This is a genomic window from Crossiella sp. NPDC003009, assembly GCF_053591555.1.
On the sequence record NZ_JBSFUA010000011.1, the window covers coordinates 192,520 to 216,717 of the forward strand.

Here is a 24,198-nt window from a genome sequence, read left to right on the forward strand (position 1 = left end):
GCTTCTCGGCAACCGGCGTCAGCGGATTGCCAGTGGCGGCGGCCAGACTGCCGATCATGGGGAGGAACTATGACGGGATCGAGGACAGGCTCCGCGCGTTCATCGCCGAGCAGCCGGTGTTCTTCGTGGCCACGGCGCCGCTGTCCGGCTCGGGGCACGTAAACCTCTCACCCAAGGGGCGGGCCGGGTCGCTGCGGGTGCTGGACGAGCGCACGCTGGCCTTCCTGGACTTCGGCGGCAGTCACGCCGAGACCATCGCGCACCTGCGGGAGAACGGGCGGATCACGCTGATGTGGTGCGCTTTCAACGGTCCGCCGATGGTGCTGCGGGTGCACGGCCACGGCGAGCCGGTCTTCCGCGACGACCCGCGCTTCGCCGACCTGGTGGCCGGTTTTGGCGAGGCGGATGGGCCGGGGCTGCGCGCGGTGATCCTGGTGGCGGTGCAGCGGGTCAGCGACAGCTGCGGGTTCGCGGTGCCGCTGCTGGACTACCGGGCCGAGCGCACGCTGCACGCGCAGTACTTCGGGCGCCGCTCCGACACCGACTTCGCCGCCTACTGCGAGAAGGTGCCGACCAACGGCACCAGCATCGACGGGCTGCCCGCACTGCCGTTGCCGCTGCCGCCGCGCTGATCACATCCCCGCGGCCAGGGGGCTGACGGGTGGCAGGCTCGCGGCATGCCGGTGACCTCGTTCCACCGCCTGCTGGGCACCACCGCGCTGTCGGATTCGGCGACCGGGGTGGTGGTCGTGGCCGGCACGCTGATCGCGGAGTCGGCGACCGGTTCGCCGCTGGCGGTGGCCGCGGTGAGCACGGCGGGCAGCCTGCCGTGGCTGTTGTTCGCGGTGCCGGCCGGGGTGCTGGTGGACGCGGCGGATCGGCGGCGACTGCTCCGATTGGCCCAACTGGGCCGCGGTCTGGTATTGCTAGTAGCCGGGTTGTTGCTCAGCGCCGGGCTCTCACCGGTACCGGTGCTGGTGGTCTCGGTCTTCCTGGCCGTGTGCCTGCAACTGCTGGCCGACACCGCGGCCGAGGTGACCGTGCCGGAGCTGGTTCCTCCGGAGAAGCTGACTGGCGCCAACGGTGCGATGTCGGTGGCCACCCGGCTCGCCCAGCAGGCGCTGGGGCCCGCGGTGGCTGGTCTGGCGGCGAGCCTGGCGATCGGGTTGCCCGCGCTGGCCGCCGGGATCGCTTGTCTCGCCGCGGCGCTGCTGCTGCGCGGGATTCCGCTGCCCTCGGTGCCGGTACGGCGTAGCGGGGCTGGTCTGCGTGGTGGGCTGGCTCCGGTGTTGCGGCAGCCGATCCTGTTGGTGCTCTTCGCGGTCAGCGGGACGGCGATGGCGGCCTACGCGGCGTTCCTGATCGTCTTCCTCGGCTACGCCCGTGGTCCGCTGGGTTTGACCGCGACCGGCTACGGGTTGCTGCTCGGGGCTAGCGGGGTCGGCGCGGCCGTGGGGTCGCTGCTGTCCGGACGCGGTGAGCGGCTGTGCGGCCGGGCACGGTTGCTGCGGCTGACCAGGCTCGGCTGGGCGGTGTTCTTCGCCGCGCCGCTGGCCCTCTCCGGCTGGGCGCTGGGGGTGGTGATGACGGTGGCCAGCGTGCTCGGCGGCATGTGGCAGGCGGTGGCGATGTCGGTGCGGCAGCGCACCGCGCCGCGTGCGGAGCTGGGCCGGGTCGGCGGCGCGTTCCGGATGATCAACTACGGCAGCACGCCGATCGGCGCGGCACTGGGCGGACTGCTGGGTGCGCTGGCCCCGCCCGCCGCGGTGTTCGCCGGGTGTGCGGTGCTGATGCTGGTGACCGTCCTGCCGTTGCGGCGGTGGGTCTCCGCGGAGCAGCTCGAGGCGGCCGAGGAACGCGCCCGCATTGAATAACGTTTTGATAACGCGAGGCAACTGGGTGAGCTTCGGCTGGTTCCGACCCGTATTTCCCATGTCGGGTTCACGGGTGCCTCGGAATCCCGGCGAAGTACGGCACACGCATGCCTTTCACGCACCTTGACCTGTGAGGTGACCTCGCATGGCCTTGCACAGACTCCCGTCCCGACGGGCCGCTTTCCTCGCCGCGTTCATCACGATGACGCTGCTCGCCGGGGTGGTCGCGGTGATCACCTCCTCGGTGCAGCCGGGCTCGGCGCTGGCTGACGGACAGGGGCCGGAAGACCAGTACGTCGACATCCGAACGGTCAGACCGAACGTCCGTACCCCGAGAGGAGAGAACGACGCGACCAGGGGCACGTTCACCGTGGATTGCGGCCGCAACGAGAACGGCCACTTCAATCCGGACAACTTCATCGCCCAGCCCGGTGTGCGCAATGGCGCCGAGCACCTGCACGACTATGTCGGAAACCTGTCCACCGATGCCGACTCCACGAATGAGAGCTTGAAACGCGCGGGCACGACCTGCAAGAACGGCGACAAGTCGACCTACTTCTGGCCGGTGGTGCGCATCGACCGCGGCGACGACGTGCAGAACCCCAAGGGCCAGCGCGGCGGCACCGGCGGCCCGCAGATCAAGAAGGACGTGGTGAGCTGCCCCGATGTGGCCAGCAAGCTGACCGACGTGCCGGATGAGTCCCAGCCGGAGGTCGAGAAGCGCCTCGACGAGCTCGACGCGCAGATCGAGGAGGCCATCGAGCGGCTGCGCGGGGTGGACCCGGCCAACCAGGAACAGGTGCAGAAGGAGGTGATCGAGCCGCTGACCCAGCTGCGCGCGGTGGTCATCGAGGCCATCCGGCAGGTGGTCTCGCAAAGCGGTCAGCAGCCGGAGACGGCTGGGCTGGAGCGGTGTGAGGTCAAGCAGGACAACGCCGAGGTCTTCGAGTCACCCAAGGCGAGCCTGCTGGACGCCGACGGCAACAACGAGCTGCCCGGCAACGCCGGGGAGATCCAGCGGCCGGAGGTGGTGGACCTGAGCTTCCGCGGCAGCCCCACCGGCAAGGTCACCGCGATGCCGCGCTTCCTGCGCATCCTCTACGGCGATGCCAAGGTCTCCACCAACGGCACCAAGAACGCCCGCGCCTCCTGGACCTGCACCGGCTTCGAGAACCGGTTGATCAACAAGTATCCGGTCTGTCCGCAGGGCAGCAAGGTCAAGCGGGTGCACGACTTCCCGAGCTGCTGGGACGGCCGCAACATCGACAGCGCGAACCACCGCGACCACATCCAGTTCCCGGACGCGAACTCCGGGCGCTGCCCGCGGGGCACGCGGGCGGTGCCGCAGCTGCGGATCTCCTTGACCTACAACATTCCCCTGGACATCCAGCAGCAGCGCCGGTACGCGGTGGACTCCTTCCCGGAGGAGGCGCACAACCCCTTCTCCGACCACGACGACTTCGCCAACGTCATGTCACAGTCGATCATGAACCGGGTGGTGAACTGCATCAACAAGAACAAGCGCTGCCGGGAGTGAGCTTCCCGCTCAGTCGCGCCGGTGCCGGGGCCGGTGCGTCGGTCCCGGGTGATCCGGTGCGGGCTGGTCGGGTTGGGGCGATCCCCACTGCTGCGAGGGCGGCGGTGGGGGTCGCCGCGCGTCAGGGGCGGGGCGGGGTTCGGCGGGGGGTGGCTCGGTGGGGTTGGGCAGTGGGGTGGGGCGGATCGGGCGGGGTGAGGCGGGGGTTGGCCACTGGCCGGTGGTGAAGGCGCGGTCCGGGTCCGGGCCGGGGCTGGGAGCGGGCCACCGGCCGGAACCGGGGTTGAAGGCTGGATCCGGGGGTGGGCTGGGAACAGGCCACTGGCCGGAGCCCGGGTTGAGGACTGGATCCGGGGGTGGGCTAGGGACGGGCCAGTGACCGGAGCCGGGGTTGAGGGCCGGGTTCGAGCGCTCGCTGGGGTGCGGCGGGCGGCGGTCGGCGGGGTGGGCAGGTGCGGGGCGGGCGGGGCCGCCGGGTGGGGCCGGGGGGCGCAGGCGGGGGTTGGAGGCGGTGGGCGGGGACAGGCGGGGCTGGGTTCCGGTGGCTGGGGGGCGCTGGTGCGCGCCGGTCACCGCGGGTTGGGGGCGTGCGGGCTCGGCGGCGACTTCGCCCTCGGGTTCGGGGCCGGGCTCGGGGGCGTCTGCATCCGGGGGGTCGGGGATGGGTTCGCGGACGGCGACCAGGGCGGCGAGCAGGGTGGTGACCGGGACGGCGGCGACCAGGCCGATGCTGCCGATGAGAGTCCGGACGATCTCGGTGGCCAGGTGCTGGGTGGTGGCGATCTCGCCGAAGGTGCGGCCGGAGACGGAGAAGGTGATCAGCATCGGCAGGGCCGCGCCGGCGTAGGCCATGAACAGGGTGTTGACCGCCGAGCCGGCGTGGTCGCGGCCGATGCGCAGGCCCGCGGCGTACAGGCGTCGCCAGTTCAGGGCTGGGTTGGCGCGGCGCAGCTCCCACACGGCGCTGGCCTGGGTGACGGTGACGTCGTCGAGCACGCCCAGGGCGCCGATGATGATCCCGGCCAGCAGCAGGCCCTGGGTGTCCACCGGGCGGCCGAGCAGGGTGATCAGGTTGGTGGTGTCCTCGTCCAGGCCGGTCAGGTGGGTCAGGCCGACGAAGGCCGCGCCGAGGAAACCGATGAGCAGCAGGCTGGCCAGGGTGCCGAGCACGGCGGTGGAGGTCCGGGCGCTGAAGCCGTGGGTCAGGTACAGGGCGGCGAACATGATGATGCCCGCGCCGACCACCGCCACGGCCAGCGGGCTCTTCCCGGCCAGGATCGCCGGCAGCATGAAGTACATCAGCACCAGGAAGCTCAGCGCGAGCGCGCCCAGCGCGGCCAGGCCGCGCCAGCGGGCCAGCACCAGCACGGCCAGGGCGAAGATCGCGGCCAGCACGCCGAGGGGCAGGCCGCGCTGGAAGTCGACCAGTTCGTAGGCGGTGCCCTCGCGCGGGTTGCCCTCGCCGGAGTAGGCCAGCACCACCGCGTCACCGATGGTGAACTTCGGCGCGCTGGGTCCCAGCGGCACGGCAAGGCGCACGGTGGCGCCCGCGCCGGGGCCGTCGGTGAGCTTGGCCATGACCGCCTGGCAGGACTCGCCCTGGCCGCCGGAGGGGCAGGGTTCCTGGCTGACCGCGGTGACCTCGGCGTGCACCGGGGTGCGGTTGAGGCCGAGGTCGCCGCCGGTGGCCTGCCGGCTGCCGAAGGGGTAGAGCAGGATGCCGCCGAGCACCGCGGCCAGCGCCAGCGGGGCGAGCAGGGCGGTCAGCAGGGTCCGGACCCGGCGGGAGACGGGTTCGGCCGGGCCGTGACCGTGCCCGTGACCATGGCCGGTGGGTTTGCGCGGGCGGGGGCTGGCTGACACGTAATTATCTTGACGGTCGAGTCCGCGGACGGTGGAGTTGGCCCCTCACCGCCGACCTGACTGCCTGGAGCCCGCTAGTGCCCGAACTGGCCATCGCCTACAACGGACTACCACTGGACCGGGCAGGCGGGCATCGTGGTGACCCGGCGTGGCTGGCGGAGGTGCGCGCCCGGCCGGGCTCGACGGTGCTGCCGCTGTGGCGGGACCGCTGCCTGACCACCGGCGGTGTGCCGGTGGCGCTGCCCGCGGCCACCGAGGAGTCGTGGGCCGGTGCGGAGCCGGTGTTCCTCGCGCTGGACGGGCAGGACGGCCGGTTCGCCGTTGATCTGTCCGATGTGGACGAGGCCGAGGCGCTGCGCCGCTGCGGCGCGGAGTCCACTGTGGACATTCGTGCGCTGTTCCCCTCGGTGCCCGCGGCGGAGTCCACGCTGCTGGCCTACGCCAAGGGGCTGCTGCACTGGCACCGCAACCAGCGCTTCTGCGGCACCTGCGGGCACGCCACCGAGGTCCGCGACGGCGGGCACCTGCGGGTGTGCGGCGCGTCCGGGTGCGCCCGGCTGCTGTTCCCCCGGATCGAACCGGCGGTGATCGTGCTGGTCACCTCCCCCGGCGAACCCCGGCGCTGCCTGCTCGGGCGGCACCGCGGCGCGGCCGAGGGCGCGTTCTCCACGCTGGCCGGGTTCGTCGAGATCGGGGAGAGCCTGGAGGACGCGGTGCGCCGGGAGGTCGCCGAGGAGGCCGGGGTGCTGGTGGGGCCGGTGTCCTACCTGGCCTCGCAGGCCTGGCCGTTCCCGGCCGGGCTGATGGTGGGTTTCCACGCCACCGCCCTCGATGAGGCGATCGCGGTGGATGAGGCGGAGCTGGTGGAGGCGCGCTGGTTCACCGCCCAAGAGATCCGGGCGCGGGTGGCCGCGGATCCGCAAGCTTTCAAGCTGGACTCGATCGGACACCACCTGGTGGCGTCCTGGCTGAACGGAGCTGGCGCCGGCCATGGCTGAGTTCTTGACCCCGGAGCAGATCGCCCGCCGCACCGCCGCCGCGGTGGACGCCGCGGTCGCCGCGGGGCGCGAACGCGGGCTGACCGTCACCGACGCCAGGGTGCTGCACGAGGTGTTCTCGGTGGTCGTGCACCTCGCGCCGGCCCCGGTGGTGGCCCGGATGCCGGTCGTGCTGCCGGAGTCGGCCACCGTGCACACCCTGGCGCAGCGGCAGCAGGCCGAGCTGGACGTGACCTGCTGGCTGGACCAGCACGACGTGCCGGTGATCCCGCCGAGCCCGTTGGTGGCGCGCGAACCCGTGGCGCGGGATGGGTTCTCCATGACGTTCTGGCAGTTCGTCGAAGAGGACCGGAGCCGCGAGCCCGACTACGCGGTCAACGCCGAGAGCACCGCGCGGCTGCATGCCGCACTGCGCGACTACCCGGGCCGGTTGTCCTACCTGTCGGCGGCCGAACCGGACTTCATCACCGAGGGCCTCACCCAGCTCGAGCGGGGCCCCAGCCCGATCAGCGCCGCCGACGTGGCGCGGGCCCGCCGGGAGTGGGCGGAGCTGGAGCCGCTGGTGCGGTCGCGGGCCGCCTTCGAGGAGAGGTTCCCCGGTATCGACGTTCAGCCCATCCACGGGGACTCCCCGCCAGCGAACATCTTCGCCGGGGTGGACGGGCCGCGCTACGCCGACTTCGAGCTGGTCACGCTGGGTCCGGTGGAGTGGGACCTGGCCGCGCTCGGCCCCGAGCTGGCAGCCGCCTACAACCGGGGCGCGCGCCGCGAGGGCCTGCGGGAGCTGGATGCGGAGGTCTCGAAGTTCGTCAACGGCGTCGGGGTGCTGCGGGCGATCGCCTTCCTCGCGCTCGCACCGCAGCTGCCCTCGTTGGTGGACTACGTGCTGCCCTCCCTGGAGGAGTGGCGGGCCAGTTAACCCGCGTTGGCGGCGTTGGCCTTGACCGCGTCCCGGATGAACTCGGCCATGCCGGGCCGCTGCCGTTCCGGGCGGACGAGGAAGGCGAACTGCTCGGGCTCGGTGACGTAGCTTTCGGCGATGCTGACCTGCACCGGGTAGGAGCAGTCGAAGAACTTCGTCAGCATGTCCCGGTGCCGCTCGGCCAGGGCCAGCGCGGCGGGGCCGTCCGGGGCGGCGCCGGAGTCCAGCAGCTGCTCCAGGTCGCTGACCCAGGTGGCCACCCGCTCCTGGTCGGCGACCCACTCCTCCTTGGTCATGGTCGCGGCTTTGGGCATGCCCTCCTGCCACTCCTGGGTGTGGCCCCAGCGGGCCTCGGCGCGCTCGGCGTAGCCGGGTTCGGGGCGCCAGTTGCCGAAGACCTCGAACTGCTCTTGCGGGGTCAGTGCGTTGCCCATGGCTCGTGCCTCCATCGTGTGTTCGACGGCCTTGACCATCTGCTGGAGGCGTTCGATCCGGTCGGTCAGCAGGGCGTGCTGACGGCGCAGGTGTTCGCGCGGGTCCACGGCCGGGTCGTCCAGCAGGGTCGAGATCTCGTCGAGGGGGAAGCCGAGCTCGCGGTAGAACAGGATCTGCTGGAGCCGGTCCAGGTCCTCCTGCTCGTAGCGGCGGTATCCGGCCAGAGTTCGGCCGCTCGGGCTGAGCAGGCCGATCTCGTCGTAGTGGTGCAGCGTGCGCACCGTGACGCCGGCGAACCGGGAGACCTGGCCGACCGAGTAGCTCACCTTCCCCGCTCCTTTCGTTGACGGCTCCGAGCCTGTGGCCTCACGTGGCGTGAGGGTCAAGTGTGCGATCCCGGCGGGGATTTCTCGCTCCGCGGTGTAACGCTCACGCTGCGCGGAGCGACGAACCTGGCGGTCGGGCGTTGTCCCGGCCAGAAGCCGGTGCCCCGGCGCGGGAAGCTACCCCCCGACTTCCCCGCCGGGGCCGGCTGGATCTTCCAGCTAGTCCTCGCTGGCCGCCACCAGTCGCGCCGCGTGCGCCCTGACCTCGGCTCTCAGCTCTTCCGGGTGGTGGATGCGGAAGGGCCAGCCCAGCCCGGCCAGCATCATCGCCATCCCGTCCAGGCGTTCGGCACGGGTGCGCATCAGCACGCCGTCCTCGGTCTCGGTGAGGGTGGCGGTGGTGGCCGGGACGCGGCGGCGGGCTTCTTCCAGCGTGGTGCGCAGGGTGACCTGGACCTCCCAGGCGTAGGGCACCCCTGCCAGGGCCTGGGTGACGTGGCCGACCGGGTCGAAGTCCGCGGGCGGGGTGAAGGCCTGCTCGGTGATGGTGACCTCGCGGATGCGGTCCAGGCGGAAGGTGCGCAGGTCGGCGCGGTGATGGTCGTAGCCGGTGACGTACCAGCGGCCGTGGTGGAAGACCAGGCCGTAGGGGTCGAGCTCGCGGTCGCTGTCCTCGCCCTGGTAGGAGCGGTAGGCCAGGCGGACCCGGCGGCGCCGGCTGGTGGCCTCGCCGAGGGTGAGCAGGGTGCCGGTGCCGGGGGCGCGGGCCTGGCGCGGGGCGAGGGTGAAGTCCAGGGCCTCGCGCACCGCGGCGGTGCGTTCGCGCAGCTGAGCCGGCAGCACCCGCTGGAGCTTGGCCAGTGCGCTGTCCACGGCGGGGGCGGTGGTGGCCAGGCCGAGGCGGGCCCCGGCGAGCAGGCCGAGGACGACCGCGACGGCTTCCTCGTCGGTGAACATCAGCGGCGGCAGCTTGTAGCCGGGCAGCAGCCGGTAGCCGCCGTAGCGGCCGCGTTCGGCCTGCACCGGGATGCCGAGCTCGGCCAGGCGGGTGGCGTAGCGGCGCACGGTGCGCTCATCGACCTCCAGGCGGCGGGCCAGCTCCGCGCCGGTGAGCCGGTGGTGGGCCTGGAGCAGTTCCAGCAACGCCAGGATCCGCGTCGTCGGATGTGACACGGGCCACTCCCCTGGTGAATCCGGGCGGATACTGTCCGGATTTGATCCTAGCGTTCTCACCAGCGGAAACAATGACTGGGAGGACAGAGAGATGGCGAACATCGTGCTGGTGGGCGGGGCGTGGCTGGGCGCGTGGGCGTGGCGGGCAGTCACGCCGAGGCTGCGCGAGGCCGGGCATCAGGTGCATGCCGTGACGCTGACCGGTTTCGGCGACCGAGCGCACCTGGGCACCCCGGAGACGAACCTGTCCGACCACGTCCAGGACGTGATCGCCGCGATCGAGGCCGAGGAGCTCACCGACGTGGTGCTGGTCGGGCACAGCTACGCCGGGGCGGTGGTCACCGTGGTCGCCGACCGGATCCCGCAGCGGCTGGCCAAGGTGATCTACGTGGCCGGGGTGACCCCGCGGCACGGCCAGCGGCTGTTCGACCTGGCCGAGGGCGTGGAGGAGATCATGCAGGCCATGGCCGACGCCGAAGGCCAGGGCTGGCGGATCCCGTTCATCGGCGATGAGATCCTGGACGCCTACTACGGCGAGCACGGCCTGACCGGCGAGCACCTGGCCTGGCTGCGCAGGCATGCCGAGGGCGTGCCGATCGCCACCCACCGCGAGGTCATCGAGCTGACCGCCCCGGACTCCTCGCCGGTGCCGCGGGTGTTCCTGCACTGCACCGGCGACGGCCCGGCCCACGAACTGCCCGGCTACGGACGCGAGTGGGTGCGCGCGGAGATCGGCACGGGGCATTGGCCAATGGCCACCAAGCCGGTCGAGCTGGCGGCGTTGCTCGACCGGCTGGTGGTCGCCTGAGCTGTCCCGGCATGACAGCTCGGAGGGCTCCCGCAGGGAAACGGGGGTGAAGTCGTGGTTGCCGAACCGGTGGCGGCCGGGTTGCAGGCCCGGAAAACCCGCCGCCACCGGGGCGGCTTGCCCGCGTAGTGGCTTGTGGCGCCTACGCGGGAGTCCTGGACCAGAACAGCTCGCCGATGCTGAAGTCGGGCACCGCGGCCACGCTGGTCACCGCCAGGGTCTGCATCTGCGCCTGGTCAGGGCCACTGGCCCAGACCACCCGGTAGCGCCGCAGCTCCCGGTCGTAGCGCACCGACACGCTCACCCCCGAACGTGCCGAGAGCAGGGTCGCCAGGCGTCGGGCGCTGCGGGCTCTGCTGCTCATGGTGCTCATTCCGCTGGGAACCGCGCGAAGCACCCTCTGGAGAAGTTCCATAACAGAAGCCCTTCCGAATACTCCGCGCGGTCGCTTGTGTGCTATCTGTGGTTAGAGCAGACCAGTGGTGGGCCGGCTAGCGGAAGATGTGCGTGGACTCACGCGCCTCTCACGCCGACTCACGCCTCGGCGGTGGAGGCGGCGGCATGGTGTCTGACGATGAACCCACGAGTGAGGATGTCGCGCACCTGGACGCGTTCATCGCCGAGCTGCGGCGATGGCGCGATGTTCGCGGCCTGTCCCGGACGGCGCTGGCCAACGCCATGGGCTACAGCCGTTCCTACGTCTCCAAGGTCGAGAGCGCGCACGAGCGGCCGTCCCGGGAGTTCGCCAAGGCCGCCGACGAGGCGTTGCGGGCGGCGGGGGCGCTGCGGCGGGCCTGGCGGGACTACGACAACCACCGCCCGGCGGCGATCCGGCTGGTGCAGCCCAGCCCGGAGTTCGGGGTGGACACCGCCACCGGCTCCAGCCTGCTGGTCGAGCACGACGACGCCGCGCTGCACTTCGACGGCCACTCCTACCGGGCCACTATGCGCCGCAAGCTGGTCAACTCCGGCACCGAGCCGATCACCCGCTACCTGATCCGGATCGCGGTGGACCGCTATCCGGACAACCCGGAGCAGTCCAACCGGCTCTACCGGGACAACCCGCTGACCTGGAACGAGCTGGAGCTCTCCGCCTGGTGGGGTGAGGGCAGGGCCGAGCCGATGCACTGGGTGGCCCAGCACGACCGGGACGCCTTCAAGGAGGTGTGGCTGCTCTTCGCCAACGACAGCGGCCACTTCCCGCTGTATCCGGGGCAGAGCACCTGGATCGAGTACACCTACGCCGTGCGCGCGGAGAAGTGGGGCCCGTGGTTCCGCCGCGCGGTGCGCCTGCCCACCAAACGGCTCTCGATGCGCCTGGACTTCCCCGCCGAGCTGGAGCCCACGGTGTGGGGGCTGCACACCTCGATGACCGCGGAGGCGATGCCGTTTCGCACCGCCATCGACGAGCGCCGCGAACGCGGCCGCCGGATCTACTCCTGGGCCACCGAGGACCCGCCGCTGCACGCCCGCTACCGGCTGGAATGGCATTTCCGGGCCGCGGCGAAGGTGGAGGAGGTGCGCTCGCAGCGGCCGAGTGAGGTGATGCAGGCCCTGGGGGTGTTGCAGCGGGACGATCCGTTGTTACACCGTCCGGCTCGCCCGTTCGTGCTGCCCGATGAGGCTGAGGATGCGCGCCGGGTGCTGCACGAGCTGTGCACCGCGGCCAAGCGGATCTGCCGCGCGCACACCTTCGGCAAGGGCATGGGCCTGGCCGCCAACCAGCTGGGCATCGACCGGGCGGCGGCGCTGGTGCTGCCACCGGGCAGCGAGGATGTGATCACGCTGCTCAACCCTCGCATCATCGAGATCGGCGACCAGACCGACGAGCAGTACGAGGGCTGCCTGAGCTTTTTCGACGTCAGGGGCCTGGTGACCCGGCCGCTGGCCTTGCACGTGGAGCACCAGGAGCTCTCCGGCGCGCGGCGGATCACCATCTTCAGCCACGGGGTGGCGCGGCTGGTCGCGCACGAGGTTGATCACCTGCACGGGGTGCTCTACCCGGAGCGGATGCGCACCGACGCGGAGTCCATCCCGGTGGAGGAGTACACCGGAACTGGGATGAACTGGGAGTACTAGTTCCTCTACGGTGCCGCCCATGAGCGAACCCGTGTGGTGGCCGCAGGCGCTGGCCTGGATCGAGGACAACCTGGGCGGCCGGGTGCGCACCGGCGAGGTGACCCGGGTGCGGGAGATGCCGTGGTCGACGGTGGCCACCGTGCCGACCGGGACCGGCACGCTGTGGTTCAAGGTCAACGGCCCCGGCCTGCGCTACGAGGCCGGGTTGCTGCGGGCGCTGGGGTCGCTGGCCCCGGAGCGGGTGCTCGTCCCGCTGGCGGTGGAGCCGGAGCTGGGCTGGGCGCTGCTGCCCGACGGTGGCACCACGTTGCGGGAGCTGTCGGAGACCGGGCTGGCGGAGTGGGCGCGGATGCTCGGTGAGTACGCCCAGCTGCAGCGCAGCCTGCTGCCGCACTCGGCGGACTTCCTCGGCCTCGGCGTGCCCGACCTCTCCCCCGCCGCGCTGCCCGTCGAGCTGGACCGGCTGCTGGATGCGCACGAGCTGCCCGAGCTCGCCGCGGCGCGGCCGAGGGTGCTGGAGCTGTGCGCGGAGCTGGCGGACTCGCCGGTGCCGATGGGGTTGCAGCACGATGACCTGCACGATGCCAACGTCCTGGTCGACGCCGGAGGCCGGTACCGGTTCTTCGACTGGGGCGATGCCAGCGTGGCGCACCCCTTCGGCACGCTGCTGGTCTCGCTGCGGGTGGCCTGCAAGAAGTTCGAGCTGACCCCTGAGGATCCGGAGATCCTGCGGTTGCGGGATGCCTACCTGGAGCCGTGGTCGGACCTGGGCACACCCGTGGAGCTGGCCCGCACCGCCACCGTGGCCGCCCAGCTCGGCGCCATCGGCCGGGCACTGGCCTGGGAGCGGGCGCTACTCGGGGCGGATGAGGCGGCGCTGGCGGAGTGGGCCGATGCGGTGCCCGGCTGGCTGGGCGAGCTGCTCACCGGCCCCGACCTGGCCGCACGGCGCTGATGTTCACCCAGACCCCGGGCCCGGAGCTGGCCGCGGCGGCGGTACGGCTGGGCGTGGCCCCGCTGGAGCGGCTGCCGCTGTGGGCCGCGCACTGGCTGGCCGAGGATCGTGACGGTCCTGACCTGCGCATCCTGGCCGGGATGAGCGGGCAGGACTTGGCTGAGGTGCGTTCGGTGCTGCCCTGGGCGCTGGCCCAGGCCGGCGCGCCGGAACCGGAGCTGGCGGCGGCGGCGCGAGTGGTGTTCACCGCGGTGGCCCGGCGCTGTGCCGACGGCCTCGACGGCGAGGAGCAGGTGCTGGCGGCGGTGGAGCGGATCTGCCGGGCCACCGGCTACGCCGATGAGGTGCTCACCGCGCCGCTGGCGCAGGTGCTGGCGGTGGAAGGCGAGTGGCACCACCCCGGTGGGCGGGAGCGGGCGGAGTTGCGCGCGGAGATCCAGGCTGCGGTGACGGCCCAGCTGGCGTCTTAGGCGGCGTCGGATTGCGGGGTGGGCAGGGCCGCGCGCAGGGTGAGCAGGAAACGGCCGCCGGAGCAGGTGACGTCCAGGCCGGTGACCGCGGCCAGGATCAGCGCCAGGCCCCCGCCGTGCGGGCGGCGCAGCGCGGCCGGGCAACCAGTGGCCGCGGTGGGCGCGAAGCCCTCGCCCTGGTCGCTGACCTGGATCAGCAGCTCGTCCTCGGCCAGGGCGAGGGTGATGCCGACCGCGGCGCGCGGGTCGGCGGCGTTGCCGTGCTGGATGGCGTTGGCCACCGCCTCCCGCACCGCCTGGCCCAGCAGCTGGGCCTGGGCGGGCGGGAACAGGCGGGCCAGCACCGGGGCCACCGCAGCGCCCACCGCGGGTAGCCGGTGCGCGTCGCTGCCGATCTCCAGGCTGAGCACGATCATCGAGGGGACCTCCCACGGCGGCGGGAAGCGGATCAACTTGCCCTTCAGCCGCTGCTGCGCTGCCACACCAGCTCCGCGACGTCGAGTTCGGCCACCTCCTCGGCGTACTCGGTAGCCAGCTCGCGCATGGACTCCCGGTCAGGACCGCCGCTCCACTGGACCTGGTAGCGGCCGGCTGCCCGGTCGTAGCGCACCACCACGTAGGCGCCGGTGCGCGCGGTCAGCAGACTGGCCAGACGACGGGCGTGACGTGCTCGGAGACTCATCAGCGCTCACCCCTTCCCGGCCTTGAGGCAACCATTCCGACCGCCCGCTCCGGGAGGCCGTGCCCGCCTTCACGCGCGTCTCACGCCGGTTCACTGCGCCGAGCGAGGCTTCCCTGACTACGGCGGCGCGCCGAGCCCGGTTCACCCTGCTGAGCACGATCGCGATCACCACAGCCGTGGTGGCCGCCAGCCACGGGAACACTGAGACCAGCTCGGAGAAGGCGCTGAGCAGCGGCTTTCCCACGCCGACGGTGCCTGCCACCACGGCTGCGGTGACCAGTGGCGGTTGCACGGCCACCGCGAACAGGCCACGGGCATCCACCACGAGGGCGGCGGCCACACAGCCCAGCGCGATTCCGGCCGGGAACAACGACCCGCCGAGCCAGCCGCCGAGGGCGGCCGCCGCGAGGGCGAGCAGGACCGCGGCCCACCAGGGCAGGCGGGAGGTGGACGGCCGCCGGTGAGGGGGGTGGACACCGGCGGCCGCCCGGTCGTGGCGGTCAGTTGACACAGGGGATCCCGGCGGCGTCGATGGGCTGCTGGGCGGTGTTGTTGGCCACCGGCTTGACCCGGCCCACCGGGCCGCCTGCCGGGGTGCCACCGGACTTGCCCGCGGCGCTGGCCGGGGTGCCGTCGCCCCCGTTGAGCAGGTCCTGGATGAAGGAGCGGACCTTGGCCGGGTCGACCTCGACCGCGACGCCGTCGCCGGGGGTGGCCAGGTTGGACCGCAGGGTCGGGATGGTGTGGAACTGGATCTTGCCACCGGAGAGGCCCTGCACCTGCTGGGCGAAACCGAGCAGGTCCCAGCCGGAGTCCAGCACCACCGAGCGGGTCAGGGCGTCGATGAGGTCCTTGACCTTGCCAGGGTCGGTCAGGGTCCCGGCGGAGAGCACCTGGTTGGCCAGTCCGGCCAGGAAGGCCTGCTGGCGGCGCACCCGGTCCAGGTCACCGCCGGGCAGGCCGTGGCGCTGACGGACGAACTTCAGCGCGTCCACCCCTTCCAGCACCTGCTTGCCTGCGGGGAAGTTCGCGCCGGAGAAGTCATCGCGCACCGGCTTGTTCAGGCAGACCGGGATGCCGCCGACGGCCTTGGTGATCTCGCTGAAGCCGTAGAGGTTGATCTCGGCGAAGTGGTCCACGGTCAGCCCGGTGAGCTTGGCCACAGTGCTGATCAGGTTCTTGCGGCCCGCGGTGACCGACTCCTTGTCCACGGTCGCGGCGTCCTTGCCCTGGCCGCGCAGCTCCTTGGCCTTGGCCAGCTTGGCGCGGGCGTAGGCGGAGTTGAGCTTGTGCTTGCCGAACCCGCCGGAGATGTCCACATAGGAGTCCCGCGGCAGGGAGACGGCGAAGGCCTTCTTGCTCGGGTCGGCCGGAACGTGCACCAGCATCATGGTGTCGGTGTTCTGCTCGCCGTTGGCATCCCCGGCCTGCAGGGCGTCGAGGACCTCGCGGGAGAGCGGGTGGCCCTGGGCGTCGGTGCGGGAGTCCACGCCGACCAGCAGGATGTTGGTGTCGGTGCCGGGCGCCTTGGGCAGCACCGGGTCGCCCTTGTCGTCGGTGATGACGTTGTCGGTGGCCAGGCCCACGGTGGCCTGCCGGTAGGTCAGGTAGCCGGCGGCGGTGGCGGTCAGCGCGGCGACGGAGACCAGCACCAGGCCGGTCTTGCCTATGCCGGAGAGCACCCGGCGGGTCGAGGTTTTCTTCTGCTCGGTCATCGGGCTCATTTCAGGTAATCGGTCAACAGAGCGGGGGTCAGGTTGTTCGCGCGGGCCTGGTCCACGAATGCCTGGACGTCCTGCTCGAAGGTGGTGCGGAAGTGCATGAGCACGATGGAGCCGGGCCGGAACTCGTGCGGCCCGCTGAACTGCACCTTGCCGTTGCTGATCTCCGAGCCCCAGTGCACGACCCACTTGATCCCGGCCTCACCGGCGGCCTTGAGCGTGGTGTCGTCGAAGTTGCCAAACGGCGGCCGGAACAGCGTCGGCCGCGCGCCGAACTCCCGCGCGTAGGTGTCGGAGACCGGGCCGATCTCCGCGCGCTGGTCCTCAAGGGACTTGCCCTTGAGGTTGGGGTGGCTCTCGGTGTGGTTCTCGATCGCGCTGCCGGTGGCATCGCGCAGGCCCTTGTAGAAGCCGGGGTCCTGCTTGACGTAGGAATTGGTCAGGAAGAACGTCGCCTTGACCCCGCTGCGCCGCAGGATGTCGATCATGTCAGGGCGGCGGGTGGCGCCGTCGTCGATGGTCAGGAACACCACCCGGTCCTGGGTGTCGACCTTGTAGACCACCTTGGCCGGCTCCCCGCCCGGCACCGGCCGCGACGCCGGATCCGGCGAGAAGTCAGGCGTGCTCGGTGGCGCGTCACTGGCCACCGGCTCCGGGGTCCCGGCGGTGTTCCGGTTCAGCAGCAACGCCACCACGATCAACGCGAGCACGGCGATGGCCACGTAGCGGAACGGACCGAGACGCTGGAGCATGAGCACAACTCCCCGAAGTTGTCTGAGCAGGTCGAACTCGACGCTAAGCGGGTATTGACTCGGCCGTCCGACGGTTCTGTAACAGCCACCCGGCACTCCCCCACCAGGCAGGTAACACCCCGTTCGAGGCCGTGTGCCGATGCGGCCGCGCCGTGGTTGCCTGGGCACAATGAGCGGCATGCGAGCACGGATCGGCGCCTGGGCGGCAACCGCCGCCCTGCTGACCGTCGCCGGCTGCGCCACTGTCGGCGGAGTCCAGATCGAAGGACCGGCCAGCCAGGTCAAAGCACCCCCGACCAGCCCGCCCACCAGCAGCGGGCAGGCCCCCAGCGCCGATGCCATCGCCATCCTGCGCGCCGACCCGCTGGTCGGGGAGAAGATCAAAACCCAGCTCAAGCCCTGCGGGGACAGCCGCTACCCGGTCGACGTCCGCTTCGATGACCTCACCGGTGACGGCAACCCCGAGCTGATCGCCTCGGTGCGCGCCTGCTCCGGCAGCCAGGCCGCCCCCTATGCCACCCGCGGCGTGCTAGGCAACTTCATCTACGAGCTCACCGCCACCCCGGCCAAACGACTCTTCGGCTCCGAGGACCCCGGCGGCGGCATCAAGGTCGAACCCGGCATCGGGTTCGTGCTCAGCCACCCGGTCTACGAACCAGCCGACCGCAGCTGCTGCCCCAGCGGCGCCGAGGCCACCGTCTACCGCTGGACCGGCACCGTCTTCGAGGAGTACAAGTGAGCGGCTTGCACGTGCTGCTGGTCGAGGACGACGACGTCATCCGCGAGGCCACCCAGCTGACCCTGGAACGCGACGGCTTCACCGTCACCGTGGCCGCCGACGGCCTCACCGGCCTGGCCGCCTACCGCCAGGACCGCCCCGACGTCGCCCTGCTCGACATCATGCTGCCCGGCCTCAACGGCGTCAGCCTCTGCCGCCAGATCCGCGAGGAGGGCCCCACCCCGGTGATCATGATGTCAGCCCGCTCCGACCCCGTCGACGTCGTCCTCGGCCTGGAAGCAGGCGCCGACGACTACGTCACCAAACCCTTCGACTCCACCGTGCTGGTCGCCCGCATCCGCGCGGTGGCCCGCCGCATGGTCCGCGCCGAACGCGAGCCCGAGGACACCGTGCTGCGCTTCGGCGACCTGGAGATCCACAAACACGGCCTGGAAGTCCGCCTGGCCGGCCAACCGGTCGAGCTGACCCCCACCGAACTGCGCCTGCTGCTCTGCTTCGCCGAGTCCCCCGGCAGCGTCCTGACCCGCGACGTCCTGCTGGAACAAGTGTGGGACTACCAGTGGGGCGGGGACTCCCGCGTGGTCGACGTGCACGTCCAGCGCCTGCGGGTCAAGATCGGCCAAGACCGCATCGAGACCGTCCGCGGCTTCGGCTACAAACTCCGGACCTGAACCCCATGTTCCTCGCCACCCTGCGCTGGCGGCTCAGCGCCGTCATCGCCGTGGTCAGCGCCCTGGTCGCCATCGCGCTGAGCATCCTGGTGCACACCGAGTTCGAGCGCTCCCAGCTCGCCGACGCCCGCCGCCTGCAGGACGAACGCGTCCAGCTCGTGCTGCGCGAGTACGGCATGACCGGCACCGCCACCCTCGGCGCCGACCTGGACTCCCCCGAACTGCCCCGCGACCTGCGCGAAGCCGTCCGCGGCGGCCACCGCGCCACCTACCTGCAACGCGAGCACGGCCAGGCCTGGATCTGGGCCGCGGCCGAAACCGACGGCCGCGTGCTGTCCATCCGCACCAGCTACGCCGACAAGGACGACGCCCTCGACCAGCTCGACCAGGTCCTGCTCATCGGCTCCGCCGCGGTCGTCGTGCTCGGCACCCTGCTCGGCGTCGTCCTGGGCGCACGCCTGTCCCGCAGACTGCGCCTGGCCGCCGCCGCGGCCCGCCAGGTCGCCGACGGCGACACCGACGTCCGGGTCCGCGACGCCATCGGCACCCGCCCCGCCGACGAGACCGCCGAGCTCGCCCAAGCCGTCGACGCCATGGCCGACGCCCTCCAGGAACGCCTGGCCGCCGAACAGCGCGTCACCGCCGACATCGCCCACGAGCTGCGCACCCCGGTCACCGGCCTGGTCACCGCCGCCGAGCTGCTGCCACCAGGACGACCGGCCGAGATGGTGCGCGACCGGATCAAAGCCCTGCGCGGACTCGTCGAAGACGTCCTGGAAGTCGCCCGCCTGGACACCGCCACCGAACGGGCCGAGCTCACCGAGCTCGACCTGCTCACCTTCCTGCGGCGCCGGGTCACCGCCGTCATCCCCGAAGCCGAGGTCAGCGGCGAGTCCGAGACCGTGCTCACCGACCCCCGCCGCCTGGAACGCATCCTGGTCAACCTGCTGCACAACGCCCGCCGCCACGGACAACCACCGATCGAGGTCACCGTCTCCGGCCGCACCCTGCGGGTACGCGACCACGGCCCCGGCTTCGCCCCCGACCTGCTGCGCGACGGACCCAGCCGCTTCCGCACCGGAGCCAGCGACCGGGGCAGCGGCCACGGCCTCGGCCTGACCATCGCACTGGCCCAGACCAAGGTCCTCGGCGGCACCCTCACCCTGACCAACGCCGAAGACGGCGGCGCCCAGGCCACCCTGGAACTGCCCGCCGGCTCAGCCCTCGGCGGCGGCGGTGTCCCCGCCGGTTGACCCGCCCACCGTGGCGTCCTCCGACGGTCGCTCCGCCCGCACCAGACCAGCCAGCGGCCCGGAGTCGTTGACCTTCCACACATACGGCCGGTGCTCGGTGTAGTGGATCACCGACACCGAAGCCGGATCCACCAGGATCCGCTGGAAGGAGTCCAGGTGCGACCCCAGCGCGTCAGCCAGGATCGCCTTGATCACGTCCCCGTGGCTGCACGCCACCCAGATCGACTCCGCCCCGTGCTCGGCGCTGATCCGCGCATCGTGCTCCCGGACCGCCGCCACCGCCCGCGCCGAGACCGCCGCCAGCCCCTCGCCACTGGGGAACACCGCCGCCGAAGGGTGCTGCTGCACCACCTTCCACAGCGGCTCGGCCAGCAGGTCCTTGATCGCCTTGCCGGTCCAGTCCCCGTAGTCCACTTCGGACAGACGAGGCTCGGTCACCGGCACCAGCTCCCGCGCCGCGGCCAACGGCGCGAGCGTCTCGGCGCACCGCTGCAACGGCGAGGACACGATCCGGGCGATCGGCACCCCGGCGAACCGCTCCACCAAAGCCTCGGCCTGGACCTGGCCGTCGGCGTGCAACCCGACCCCCTCAGCCCGGCCGGCCAGGGTGCCGGCGCCATTGGCCACCGACCGTGCATGCCGCAGAAGGATGAGCGTCGCCACCCCGGCAGCTTACGGGCAACCAAGGTCAACGAACCGGGTGACCTCCGCCCGTTCCGCGCGCGCCACCCGGCCTGCCCTGTTACCACAGAGCACATGTCCCACACCACGCGCCTGGCCCGCGGCCTGCTCGCCCTGGCCACCCTCAGCGCCCTGTTCGCCGCCCCCGCCGCCGCGACCCCGGCCCCCGCGGCCACCCCCGCCTGTGCCGCCCCCGCCGCCGGACCCTGCGTTGACGGCTGCCGCCGCAAGAAGGAGGACGGCCTGCGCAACTGCGACCTCGCCCACGACCGCTGCCTGCGCAACGGCACCGACGCCCGCAAGTGCCGGGAACAACGGCTGCGCTGCCGCAACCTCGTCGAGGACAGCCACCGTCGCTGCCTGGCCACCTGCACCCGCCGCAGCGCCTAGGCCGCGCCGGTCCGGCCGCCGGCGGCACGACCCCGGTCAACCGCGCCATTCCACCCACACCGGCACGGCCGGGCTGCTAGGACAGACGTTATGTCCCACACCACCCGCCTCACCCGCGGCCTGCTCGCCCTGGCCACCCTCGGCGCGCTCTTCGCCGCCCCGGCCGCCGCGGCCACTCCCGCCCCGGCGCCCGCCCCCGGTTGCGCTCAGGAGGCCGCCGCGGGCCCGTGCACCGACGACTGCCTGCGCAAGCGCACCGATGGCCGCCGCAGCTGCGACCTCAAGTACGACCAGTGCCGCGCCAGCGGCCAGCCCGCCGCCCGGTGCCAGGACCTGTTCCGCACCTGCACCGCCGCGGTGGACCACAGCTACCGGCTCTGCCTGCAGCGCTGCACCCGCCGCGCCGACGGTCAGGTCGCCGACATGTAGCCAGAGGACAGCATCGCCAGCACGAACAGCCCCACCACGACCCGGTACCAGACGAAGACGTACACGCTGTGCTTGGCCACGTACTTCAACAACCAGGCGATGGTCACATACCCGATGGCGAAGGCGACCGCGGTGGCCACGATCATCTGCGCGATGCTCGGCGCGTTCGCCCCGCCCCGCTCGAAGACATCCGGCAGCGAGAACACCCCCGCCGCCACCACAGCCGGGATGGCCAGCAGGAACGAATACCGGGTCGCCGCCGCCCGGTCCAGCCCGATGAACAGCCCCGCGGTGATCGTCCCGCCCGACCGCGACACCCCCGGGACCAGGGCCATCGCCTGCGCGCAGCCCATGATGATCCCGTCCTTGAGCGTCATCTGCTCCACGCTGCGCCGCTGCCGCCCGTACAGCTCAGCTGCACCCAGCACCAGCCCGAACACCACCAGTGTGGTGCCCACGATCCACAGGTTCCGGCCACTGGTGCGGATCTCGTCCTTGAACAGCAGCCCCAGCACACTGATCGGGATGGTGCCGATGATCACGTACCAGGCCAGCTTGTAGTCATGCGTCCGCCGCACCTCCGCGCTGGCGAACCCGCGGAACCAGGTGCCCACCAGCCGGAAGATGTCCTTGGCGAAATAGATCAGCACCGCCGCCTCGGTGCCCAGCTGGGTCACCGCGGTGAAACTCGCACCCGCGTCCCTGCCGAAGAACAGCTCGGAGACGATGCGCAGGTGACCGGAGCTGGAGATCGGCAGCATCTCGGTCAGCCCCTGGACCACGCCAAGGACAAGAGCCTCAAGCCAGGTCATGGCCTAGACCACCATCCCGCGGTCGCCAGTGCGTGCGATGACTCGGTCGGCGACCGCGAGATGTTGCGACACTTACCCCACTCCAGCTGCTTCCAAGGCTTCGACCGCGACGCGAAGGGACAGCGTCGCCTCGTCAAGATCTTGCAGCATCGCCGAAACGGTCAGCGTGGTGACCCCCGCCTGCGCGAAGGCCCGCATCCGCTCGGTGATCCGCTCCTTGGGTCCCAGCAGCGAGGTCGCGTCGATGAACTCCAGCGGCACCGCCGCCAGCGCGCCCTCGTAGTCCTTGGCCAGGAACTTGTCCTGCACCTGTTGGGCCTGTTCCCCGAAGCCCATCCGGGTGGCCAGGTCCTTGTAGAAGTTCTTCTGCTTGCTGCCCATCCCGCCCAGGTACAGCGAGGCATACGGCCGCACCTTGTCCGCACACGCCTGCCAGTCCTCGCCCACGACCAGCGGCACGGTCGGCACGACGTCGAAGCCCTCCATCGTCTTGCCCGCCCGCTCGCGGCCGAGGCGGATGGACTCCAGGCTCTCCGCGGAGTGCTCGGGGGAGAAGAACACCCCCAGCCAGCCGTCGGCGATCTCGCCGGTCAGCTCCAGGTTCTTCGGGCCGATGGAAGCCAGGTAGATCGGGATGTGCTCCCGCGCCGGGTGCACGGTCAGCGTCAGCGCCTTGCCGGGGCCATCCGGCAGCGGCAGCGTGTAGTGCTGGCCCTGGTACTTCAGCCGCTCGCGGGCCAGCGCCTTGCGCACGATCTCCACGTACTCGCGGGTGCGGCCCAGCGGCTTGTCGAAGCGCACACCGTGCCAGCCCTCCGAGACCTGCGGCCCCGACACCCCGAGACCCATCCGGAACCGGCCGTCGGAGAGCGTGTCCAGGGTCGCCGCGGTCATCGCCGCCATCGCCGGGGTGCGCGCCGGGATCTGGAAGACCGCCGAACCGACGTCGATGCGTTCGGTCTGCGCCGCGATCCAGCTCAGCACGGTGGGCGCGTCGGAGCCATAGGCCTCCGCGGCCCAGACCACGGAGTAGCCGAGTCGATCGGCCTCCTTGGCCAGGTCAAGGTTCTCGGCGTCGTTACCGGCGCCCCAGTATCCGAGGTTCAGCCCAAGTCGCACCCGCCGAACCTTACTCGCTAGTAACAAACCCGGTAGGCGACCGTGACACCGGTCACACGACCGAGTGACCCGCCGCCACGCCCCAGCTACCCACAACCGGATGGCCGAGCACCTATCGTTGACCGCCGTGGAACAGCGACAGCTCGGCCGCAGCGGCCTCCGCGTCTCCCGCACGGCACTCGGCACCATGTCCTGGGGACGCGACACCGACGCCGACGAAGCCGCCAACCTGCTGCTCGCCTTCCTCGAAGCCGGCGGCACCCTCATCGACACCGCCGACGTCTACAACGACGGCCTCAGCGAAGAAATCCTCGGCAGCCTGCTCGGCGACACCATCCCCCGCCACGACCTCGTCCTGGCCACCAAAGCCGTCGCCCGCCGCACCGAAGGCCCCTTCGGCGGCGGCGCCTCCCGCGGCGCCCTGCTCACCGCACTGCACGACTCCCTGCGCCGCCTCAACACCGACCACATCGACCTCTGGCAACTCCACGCCTGGGACGCCAGCACCCCCATCGAGGAAACCCTCGCCGCCCTCGACACCGCCGTCACCAGCGGAAAAGTCCGCTACACCGGCATCTCCAACTACTCCGGCTGGCAAACCGCCACCGCCGCCGCCCGCCAGCACGCCCTGCACAGCCCCGCACCCCTGATCTCCACCCAGGTCGAATACTCACTCCTGGAACGCGGCGTCGAACGCGAAGTCATCCCCGCCGCCACCCACCACGGCCTCGGCCTGCTCCCCTGGGCCCCACTCGGCCGCGGCGTGCTCACCGGCAAATACCGCAACGGCACCCCAGCCGACTCCCGCGGCGCCAGCCCGCACTACGCCCCCTACGTCGAACACCACCGCACCGAACGCACCGCCCGCATCGTGCAAGCCGTCGCCACCGCCGCCGACGGACTCGGCACCTCACCACTGGCCGTCGCCCTCGCCTGGGTCCGCGACCGCCCCCTGGTCGTCGCCCCCGTCATCGGCGCCCGCGACACCGCCCAACTCGCCGGCATCCTCGCCGCCGAAGACCTCACCCTGCCCCCGGCCATCCGCGCCGCCCTCGACGACGTCAGCGCGATCGAGCTCAGCTACCCCGAACGCCCACTGCCGTGACCATCGACCGCAACAACGCCCCCACCGCACGCCGATCCGCCGGATCCACACCCTCCACCGGCGACTCCTGCACCCACTCCACATCCGCCCGGCCCGGCACCGACGGAGCGTCCGCCCGGTAGACCACCAACCGGGCCACCCCACGCCGCAACACGAACGAGAACTCCCGCCCATCAGCCAGGTGCCCGTGGCCGTGCGCCTGCTCCCCCACCCGCAGCCCCTCCAGCACGAACGAACCCCGCGAACTGGTCGAGTTCATCGGAAGACTCCTCACCGGGCGGGGCGACTCAGGGCGGACACGGCCAACACGGTAATACTTCGCCTAACAACTACTACGAGTTACAGGTCGTGGAGTTGTTCACACCCGGAACGTGACGAGAGCGTGAACTTCCGGGATGCTGAAC

Annotated in this window: 27 protein-coding genes and 1 pseudogene; 15 read left to right on the forward strand and 13 right to left on the reverse strand. The window is 71.6% G+C overall.

Annotation, left to right across the window (positions count from 1 at the left end; genetic code table 11):
* Window positions 1–56 precede the first annotated feature (56 nt).
* The 3 genes from ACWDY5_RS15430 to ACWDY5_RS15440 all read left to right on the forward strand — a co-directional run bounded on the left by ACWDY5_RS15430 (window position 57) and on the right by ACWDY5_RS15440 (window position 3,411).
* Window positions 57–632, forward strand: a complete 576-nt coding sequence (locus ACWDY5_RS15430; protein WP_449722851.1) for a pyridoxamine 5'-phosphate oxidase family protein — start codon at window positions 57–59, stop codon at window positions 630–632.
* A 45-nt stretch (window positions 633–677) separates the two neighbouring features.
* Window positions 678–1,874: an MFS transporter gene (locus tag ACWDY5_RS15435; protein ID WP_449722852.1), complete on the forward strand. Its 1,197-nt coding sequence runs from the start codon at window positions 678–680 to the stop codon at window positions 1,872–1,874.
* Window positions 1,875–2,019: 145 nt separating this feature from the next.
* Window positions 2,020–3,411, forward strand: a complete 1,392-nt coding sequence (locus tag ACWDY5_RS15440) for a DUF1996 domain-containing protein (protein ID WP_449722853.1) — start codon at window positions 2,020–2,022, stop codon at window positions 3,409–3,411.
* 9 nt (window positions 3,412–3,420) lie between these two features.
* Here the strand turns inward: ACWDY5_RS15440 and ACWDY5_RS15445 are convergent, their stop codons facing one another.
* Complete coding sequence (locus ACWDY5_RS15445; protein WP_449722854.1) at window positions 3,421–5,274, reverse strand: YibE/F family protein; 1,854 nt, start codon at window positions 5,272–5,274, stop codon at window positions 3,421–3,423.
* A 77-nt stretch (window positions 5,275–5,351) separates the two neighbouring features.
* On the opposite strand from ACWDY5_RS15445, the gene nudC reads away from it, so the two are divergent.
* Together nudC and ACWDY5_RS15455 are read left to right on the forward strand one after the other, a co-directional pair.
* Entirely contained in the window at window positions 5,352–6,272 is a 921-nt protein-coding gene (gene nudC, locus ACWDY5_RS15450) for an NAD(+) diphosphatase (RefSeq protein ID WP_449722855.1), read from the forward strand.
* Window positions 6,265–7,191 carry a phosphotransferase gene (locus tag ACWDY5_RS15455; RefSeq protein WP_449722856.1) on the forward strand — a complete coding sequence of 309 codons (927 nt, stop codon included), beginning with the start codon at window positions 6,265–6,267 and terminating at the stop codon, window positions 7,189–7,191. Before nudC ends, ACWDY5_RS15455 begins: the two co-directional genes overlap by 8 nt.
* On the opposite strand, the gene ACWDY5_RS15460 is transcribed toward ACWDY5_RS15455, so the two are convergent.
* Window positions 7,188–7,955 (reverse strand): MerR family transcriptional regulator, encoded by a 768-nt coding sequence (locus ACWDY5_RS15460; RefSeq protein ID WP_449722857.1) that lies wholly within the window; start codon window positions 7,953–7,955, stop codon window positions 7,188–7,190. The genes ACWDY5_RS15455 and ACWDY5_RS15460 overlap by 4 nt on opposite strands.
* A gap of 219 nt (window positions 7,956–8,174) precedes the next feature.
* The gene (locus ACWDY5_RS15465) at window positions 8,175–9,128 is read right to left on the reverse strand and encodes a helix-turn-helix transcriptional regulator (RefSeq protein ID WP_449722858.1); all 954 of its coding nucleotides are present in this window, start codon (window positions 9,126–9,128) and stop codon (window positions 8,175–8,177) included.
* Between the two features lie 91 nt (window positions 9,129–9,219).
* Here ACWDY5_RS15465 and ACWDY5_RS15470 point away from each other — a divergent pair, with 91 nt between their 5' ends.
* Entirely contained in the window at window positions 9,220–9,936 is a 717-nt protein-coding gene (locus ACWDY5_RS15470; protein WP_449722859.1) for an alpha/beta fold hydrolase, read from the forward strand.
* Window positions 9,937–10,078: 142 nt separating this feature from the next.
* Here ACWDY5_RS15470 and ACWDY5_RS15475 read toward each other — a convergent pair whose 3' ends face one another.
* Window positions 10,079–10,300: a hypothetical protein gene (locus tag ACWDY5_RS15475; RefSeq protein WP_252479419.1), complete on the reverse strand. Its 222-nt coding sequence runs from the start codon at window positions 10,298–10,300 to the stop codon at window positions 10,079–10,081.
* Between the two features lie 197 nt (window positions 10,301–10,497).
* On the opposite strand from ACWDY5_RS15475, the gene ACWDY5_RS15480 reads away from it, so the two are divergent.
* Genes ACWDY5_RS15480 through ACWDY5_RS15490 form a run of 3 tightly spaced genes read left to right on the forward strand, consistent with a single transcriptional unit; the run spans window position 10,498 to window position 13,440 of the window.
* Complete coding sequence (locus ACWDY5_RS15480) at window positions 10,498–12,015, forward strand: peptide deformylase (protein ID WP_449722860.1); 1,518 nt, start codon at window positions 10,498–10,500, stop codon at window positions 12,013–12,015.
* Between the two features lie 19 nt (window positions 12,016–12,034).
* The gene (locus tag ACWDY5_RS15485; RefSeq protein ID WP_449722861.1) at window positions 12,035–12,970 is read left to right on the forward strand and encodes an aminoglycoside phosphotransferase family protein; all 936 of its coding nucleotides are present in this window, start codon (window positions 12,035–12,037) and stop codon (window positions 12,968–12,970) included.
* The gene (locus ACWDY5_RS15490; RefSeq protein WP_449722862.1) at window positions 12,970–13,440 is read left to right on the forward strand and encodes a hypothetical protein; all 471 of its coding nucleotides are present in this window, start codon (window positions 12,970–12,972) and stop codon (window positions 13,438–13,440) included. The genes ACWDY5_RS15485 and ACWDY5_RS15490 overlap by 1 nt, the downstream gene beginning before the upstream one ends.
* Here ACWDY5_RS15490 and ACWDY5_RS15495 read toward each other — a convergent pair.
* The 5 genes and pseudogenes from ACWDY5_RS15495 to ACWDY5_RS15515 form a co-directional block, all read right to left on the reverse strand.
* The gene (locus ACWDY5_RS15495) at window positions 13,437–13,922 is read right to left on the reverse strand and encodes an ATP-binding protein (protein ID WP_449722863.1); all 486 of its coding nucleotides are present in this window, start codon (window positions 13,920–13,922) and stop codon (window positions 13,437–13,439) included. The two genes, ACWDY5_RS15490 and ACWDY5_RS15495, sit on opposite strands and share 4 nt — an antisense overlap.
* Window positions 13,901–14,122 carry a hypothetical protein gene (locus ACWDY5_RS15500; RefSeq protein WP_449722905.1) on the reverse strand — a complete coding sequence of 74 codons (222 nt, stop codon included), beginning with the start codon at window positions 14,120–14,122 and terminating at the stop codon, window positions 13,901–13,903. The genes ACWDY5_RS15495 and ACWDY5_RS15500 overlap by 22 nt, the downstream gene beginning before the upstream one ends.
* 139 nt (window positions 14,123–14,261) lie before the next feature.
* A pseudogene (locus ACWDY5_RS15505) lies at window positions 14,262–14,723 on the reverse strand (DUF6542 domain-containing protein); the annotation flags it as partial.
* The gene (locus tag ACWDY5_RS15510) at window positions 14,623–15,837 is read right to left on the reverse strand and encodes an LCP family protein (protein ID WP_449722864.1); all 1,215 of its coding nucleotides are present in this window, start codon (window positions 15,835–15,837) and stop codon (window positions 14,623–14,625) included. The gene ACWDY5_RS15510 and the pseudogene ACWDY5_RS15505, both read right to left, overlap by 101 nt.
* 5 nt (window positions 15,838–15,842) lie before the next feature.
* Window positions 15,843–16,595, reverse strand: coding sequence for a polysaccharide deacetylase family protein (locus ACWDY5_RS15515; protein ID WP_449722865.1), 753 nt, complete (start codon window positions 16,593–16,595; stop codon window positions 15,843–15,845).
* Between the two features lie 178 nt (window positions 16,596–16,773).
* On the opposite strand from ACWDY5_RS15515, the gene ACWDY5_RS15520 reads away from it, so the two are divergent.
* From ACWDY5_RS15520 to ACWDY5_RS15530, 3 genes are read left to right on the forward strand one after another with little or no spacing between them, the layout of a single operon-like run.
* Window positions 16,774–17,334: a hypothetical protein gene (locus ACWDY5_RS15520; protein ID WP_449722866.1), complete on the forward strand. Its 561-nt coding sequence runs from the start codon at window positions 16,774–16,776 to the stop codon at window positions 17,332–17,334.
* Window positions 17,331–18,005, forward strand: coding sequence for a two-component system response regulator CseB (gene cseB, locus ACWDY5_RS15525; RefSeq protein WP_283658684.1), 675 nt, complete (start codon window positions 17,331–17,333; stop codon window positions 18,003–18,005). Before ACWDY5_RS15520 ends, cseB begins: the two co-directional genes overlap by 4 nt.
* Window positions 18,006–18,010: 5 nt before the next feature.
* The gene (locus ACWDY5_RS15530; RefSeq protein ID WP_449722867.1) at window positions 18,011–19,258 is read left to right on the forward strand and encodes a sensor histidine kinase; all 1,248 of its coding nucleotides are present in this window, start codon (window positions 18,011–18,013) and stop codon (window positions 19,256–19,258) included.
* Here ACWDY5_RS15530 and ACWDY5_RS15535 read toward each other — a convergent pair.
* On the reverse strand, window positions 19,223–19,921 hold the full coding sequence (locus ACWDY5_RS15535) for an MSMEG_4193 family putative phosphomutase (RefSeq protein WP_449722868.1): 699 nt from the start codon (window positions 19,919–19,921) through the stop codon (window positions 19,223–19,225). The two genes, ACWDY5_RS15530 and ACWDY5_RS15535, sit on opposite strands and share 36 nt — an antisense overlap.
* Window positions 19,922–20,014: 93 nt before the next feature.
* Between ACWDY5_RS15535 and ACWDY5_RS15540 the strand changes: the two genes are divergently transcribed.
* Window positions 20,015–20,329 (forward strand): hypothetical protein, encoded by a 315-nt coding sequence (locus tag ACWDY5_RS15540; RefSeq protein ID WP_449722869.1) that lies wholly within the window; start codon window positions 20,015–20,017, stop codon window positions 20,327–20,329.
* Between the two features lie 90 nt (window positions 20,330–20,419).
* Window positions 20,420–20,758: a hypothetical protein gene (locus ACWDY5_RS15545; protein ID WP_449722870.1), complete on the forward strand. Its 339-nt coding sequence runs from the start codon at window positions 20,420–20,422 to the stop codon at window positions 20,756–20,758.
* Here the strand turns inward: ACWDY5_RS15545 and ACWDY5_RS15550 are convergent.
* Both ACWDY5_RS15550 and ACWDY5_RS15555 read right to left on the reverse strand, forming a co-directional pair.
* A complete protein-coding gene (locus ACWDY5_RS15550) occupies window positions 20,740–21,570 on the reverse strand; it encodes an undecaprenyl-diphosphate phosphatase (RefSeq protein WP_252479405.1) in 831 nt (276 codons plus the stop codon). The two genes, ACWDY5_RS15545 and ACWDY5_RS15550, sit on opposite strands and share 19 nt — an antisense overlap.
* Window positions 21,571–21,642: 72 nt before the next feature.
* Window positions 21,643–22,689 carry an LLM class F420-dependent oxidoreductase gene (locus ACWDY5_RS15555; protein ID WP_449722871.1) on the reverse strand — a complete coding sequence of 349 codons (1,047 nt, stop codon included), beginning with the start codon at window positions 22,687–22,689 and terminating at the stop codon, window positions 21,643–21,645.
* 127 nt (window positions 22,690–22,816) lie between these two features.
* On the opposite strand from ACWDY5_RS15555, the gene ACWDY5_RS15560 reads away from it, so the two are divergent.
* Window positions 22,817–23,794: an aldo/keto reductase gene (locus ACWDY5_RS15560; protein ID WP_449722872.1), complete on the forward strand. Its 978-nt coding sequence runs from the start codon at window positions 22,817–22,819 to the stop codon at window positions 23,792–23,794.
* Here ACWDY5_RS15560 and ACWDY5_RS15565 read toward each other — a convergent pair.
* Window positions 23,766–24,053 carry a hypothetical protein gene (locus ACWDY5_RS15565; RefSeq protein WP_449722873.1) on the reverse strand — a complete coding sequence of 96 codons (288 nt, stop codon included), beginning with the start codon at window positions 24,051–24,053 and terminating at the stop codon, window positions 23,766–23,768. The two genes, ACWDY5_RS15560 and ACWDY5_RS15565, sit on opposite strands and share 29 nt — an antisense overlap.
* Window positions 24,054–24,198 lie beyond the last annotated feature (145 nt).

Bases quoted from the DNA above. Each gene is read 5' to 3' on its own strand.
- ACWDY5_RS15430 (WP_449722851.1), top strand. From the start codon at position 57: ATGGGGAGGAACTATGACGGGATCGAGGACAGGCTCCGCGCGTTCATC.
- ACWDY5_RS15435 (WP_449722852.1), top strand. From the start codon at position 678: ATGCCGGTGACCTCGTTCCACCGCCTGCTGGGCACCACCGCGCTGTCG.
- ACWDY5_RS15440 (WP_449722853.1), top strand. From the start codon at position 2,020: ATGGCCTTGCACAGACTCCCGTCCCGACGGGCCGCTTTCCTCGCCGCG.
- ACWDY5_RS15455 (WP_449722856.1), top strand. From the start codon at position 6,265: ATGGCTGAGTTCTTGACCCCGGAGCAGATCGCCCGCCGCACCGCCGCC.
- ACWDY5_RS15470 (WP_449722859.1), top strand. From the start codon at position 9,220: ATGGCGAACATCGTGCTGGTGGGCGGGGCGTGGCTGGGCGCGTGGGCG.
- ACWDY5_RS15475 (WP_252479419.1), bottom strand. From the start codon at position 10,300: ATGAGCAGCAGAGCCCGCAGCGCCCGACGCCTGGCGACCCTGCTCTCG.
- ACWDY5_RS15480 (WP_449722860.1), top strand. From the start codon at position 10,498: ATGGTGTCTGACGATGAACCCACGAGTGAGGATGTCGCGCACCTGGAC.
- ACWDY5_RS15485 (WP_449722861.1), top strand. From the start codon at position 12,035: ATGAGCGAACCCGTGTGGTGGCCGCAGGCGCTGGCCTGGATCGAGGAC.
- ACWDY5_RS15490 (WP_449722862.1), top strand. From the start codon at position 12,970: ATGTTCACCCAGACCCCGGGCCCGGAGCTGGCCGCGGCGGCGGTACGG.
- ACWDY5_RS15500 (WP_449722905.1), bottom strand. From the start codon at position 14,122: ATGAGTCTCCGAGCACGTCACGCCCGTCGTCTGGCCAGTCTGCTGACC.
- ACWDY5_RS15510 (WP_449722864.1), bottom strand. From the start codon at position 15,837: ATGACCGAGCAGAAGAAAACCTCGACCCGCCGGGTGCTCTCCGGCATA.
- ACWDY5_RS15515 (WP_449722865.1), bottom strand. From the start codon at position 16,595: ATGCTCCAGCGTCTCGGTCCGTTCCGCTACGTGGCCATCGCCGTGCTC.
- ACWDY5_RS15520 (WP_449722866.1), top strand. From the start codon at position 16,774: ATGCGAGCACGGATCGGCGCCTGGGCGGCAACCGCCGCCCTGCTGACC.
- ACWDY5_RS15530 (WP_449722867.1), top strand. From the start codon at position 18,011: ATGTTCCTCGCCACCCTGCGCTGGCGGCTCAGCGCCGTCATCGCCGTG.
- ACWDY5_RS15540 (WP_449722869.1), top strand. From the start codon at position 20,015: ATGTCCCACACCACGCGCCTGGCCCGCGGCCTGCTCGCCCTGGCCACC.
- ACWDY5_RS15545 (WP_449722870.1), top strand. From the start codon at position 20,420: ATGTCCCACACCACCCGCCTCACCCGCGGCCTGCTCGCCCTGGCCACC.
- ACWDY5_RS15550 (WP_252479405.1), bottom strand. From the start codon at position 21,570: ATGACCTGGCTTGAGGCTCTTGTCCTTGGCGTGGTCCAGGGGCTGACC.
- ACWDY5_RS15565 (WP_449722873.1), bottom strand. From the start codon at position 24,053: ATGAACTCGACCAGTTCGCGGGGTTCGTTCGTGCTGGAGGGGCTGCGG.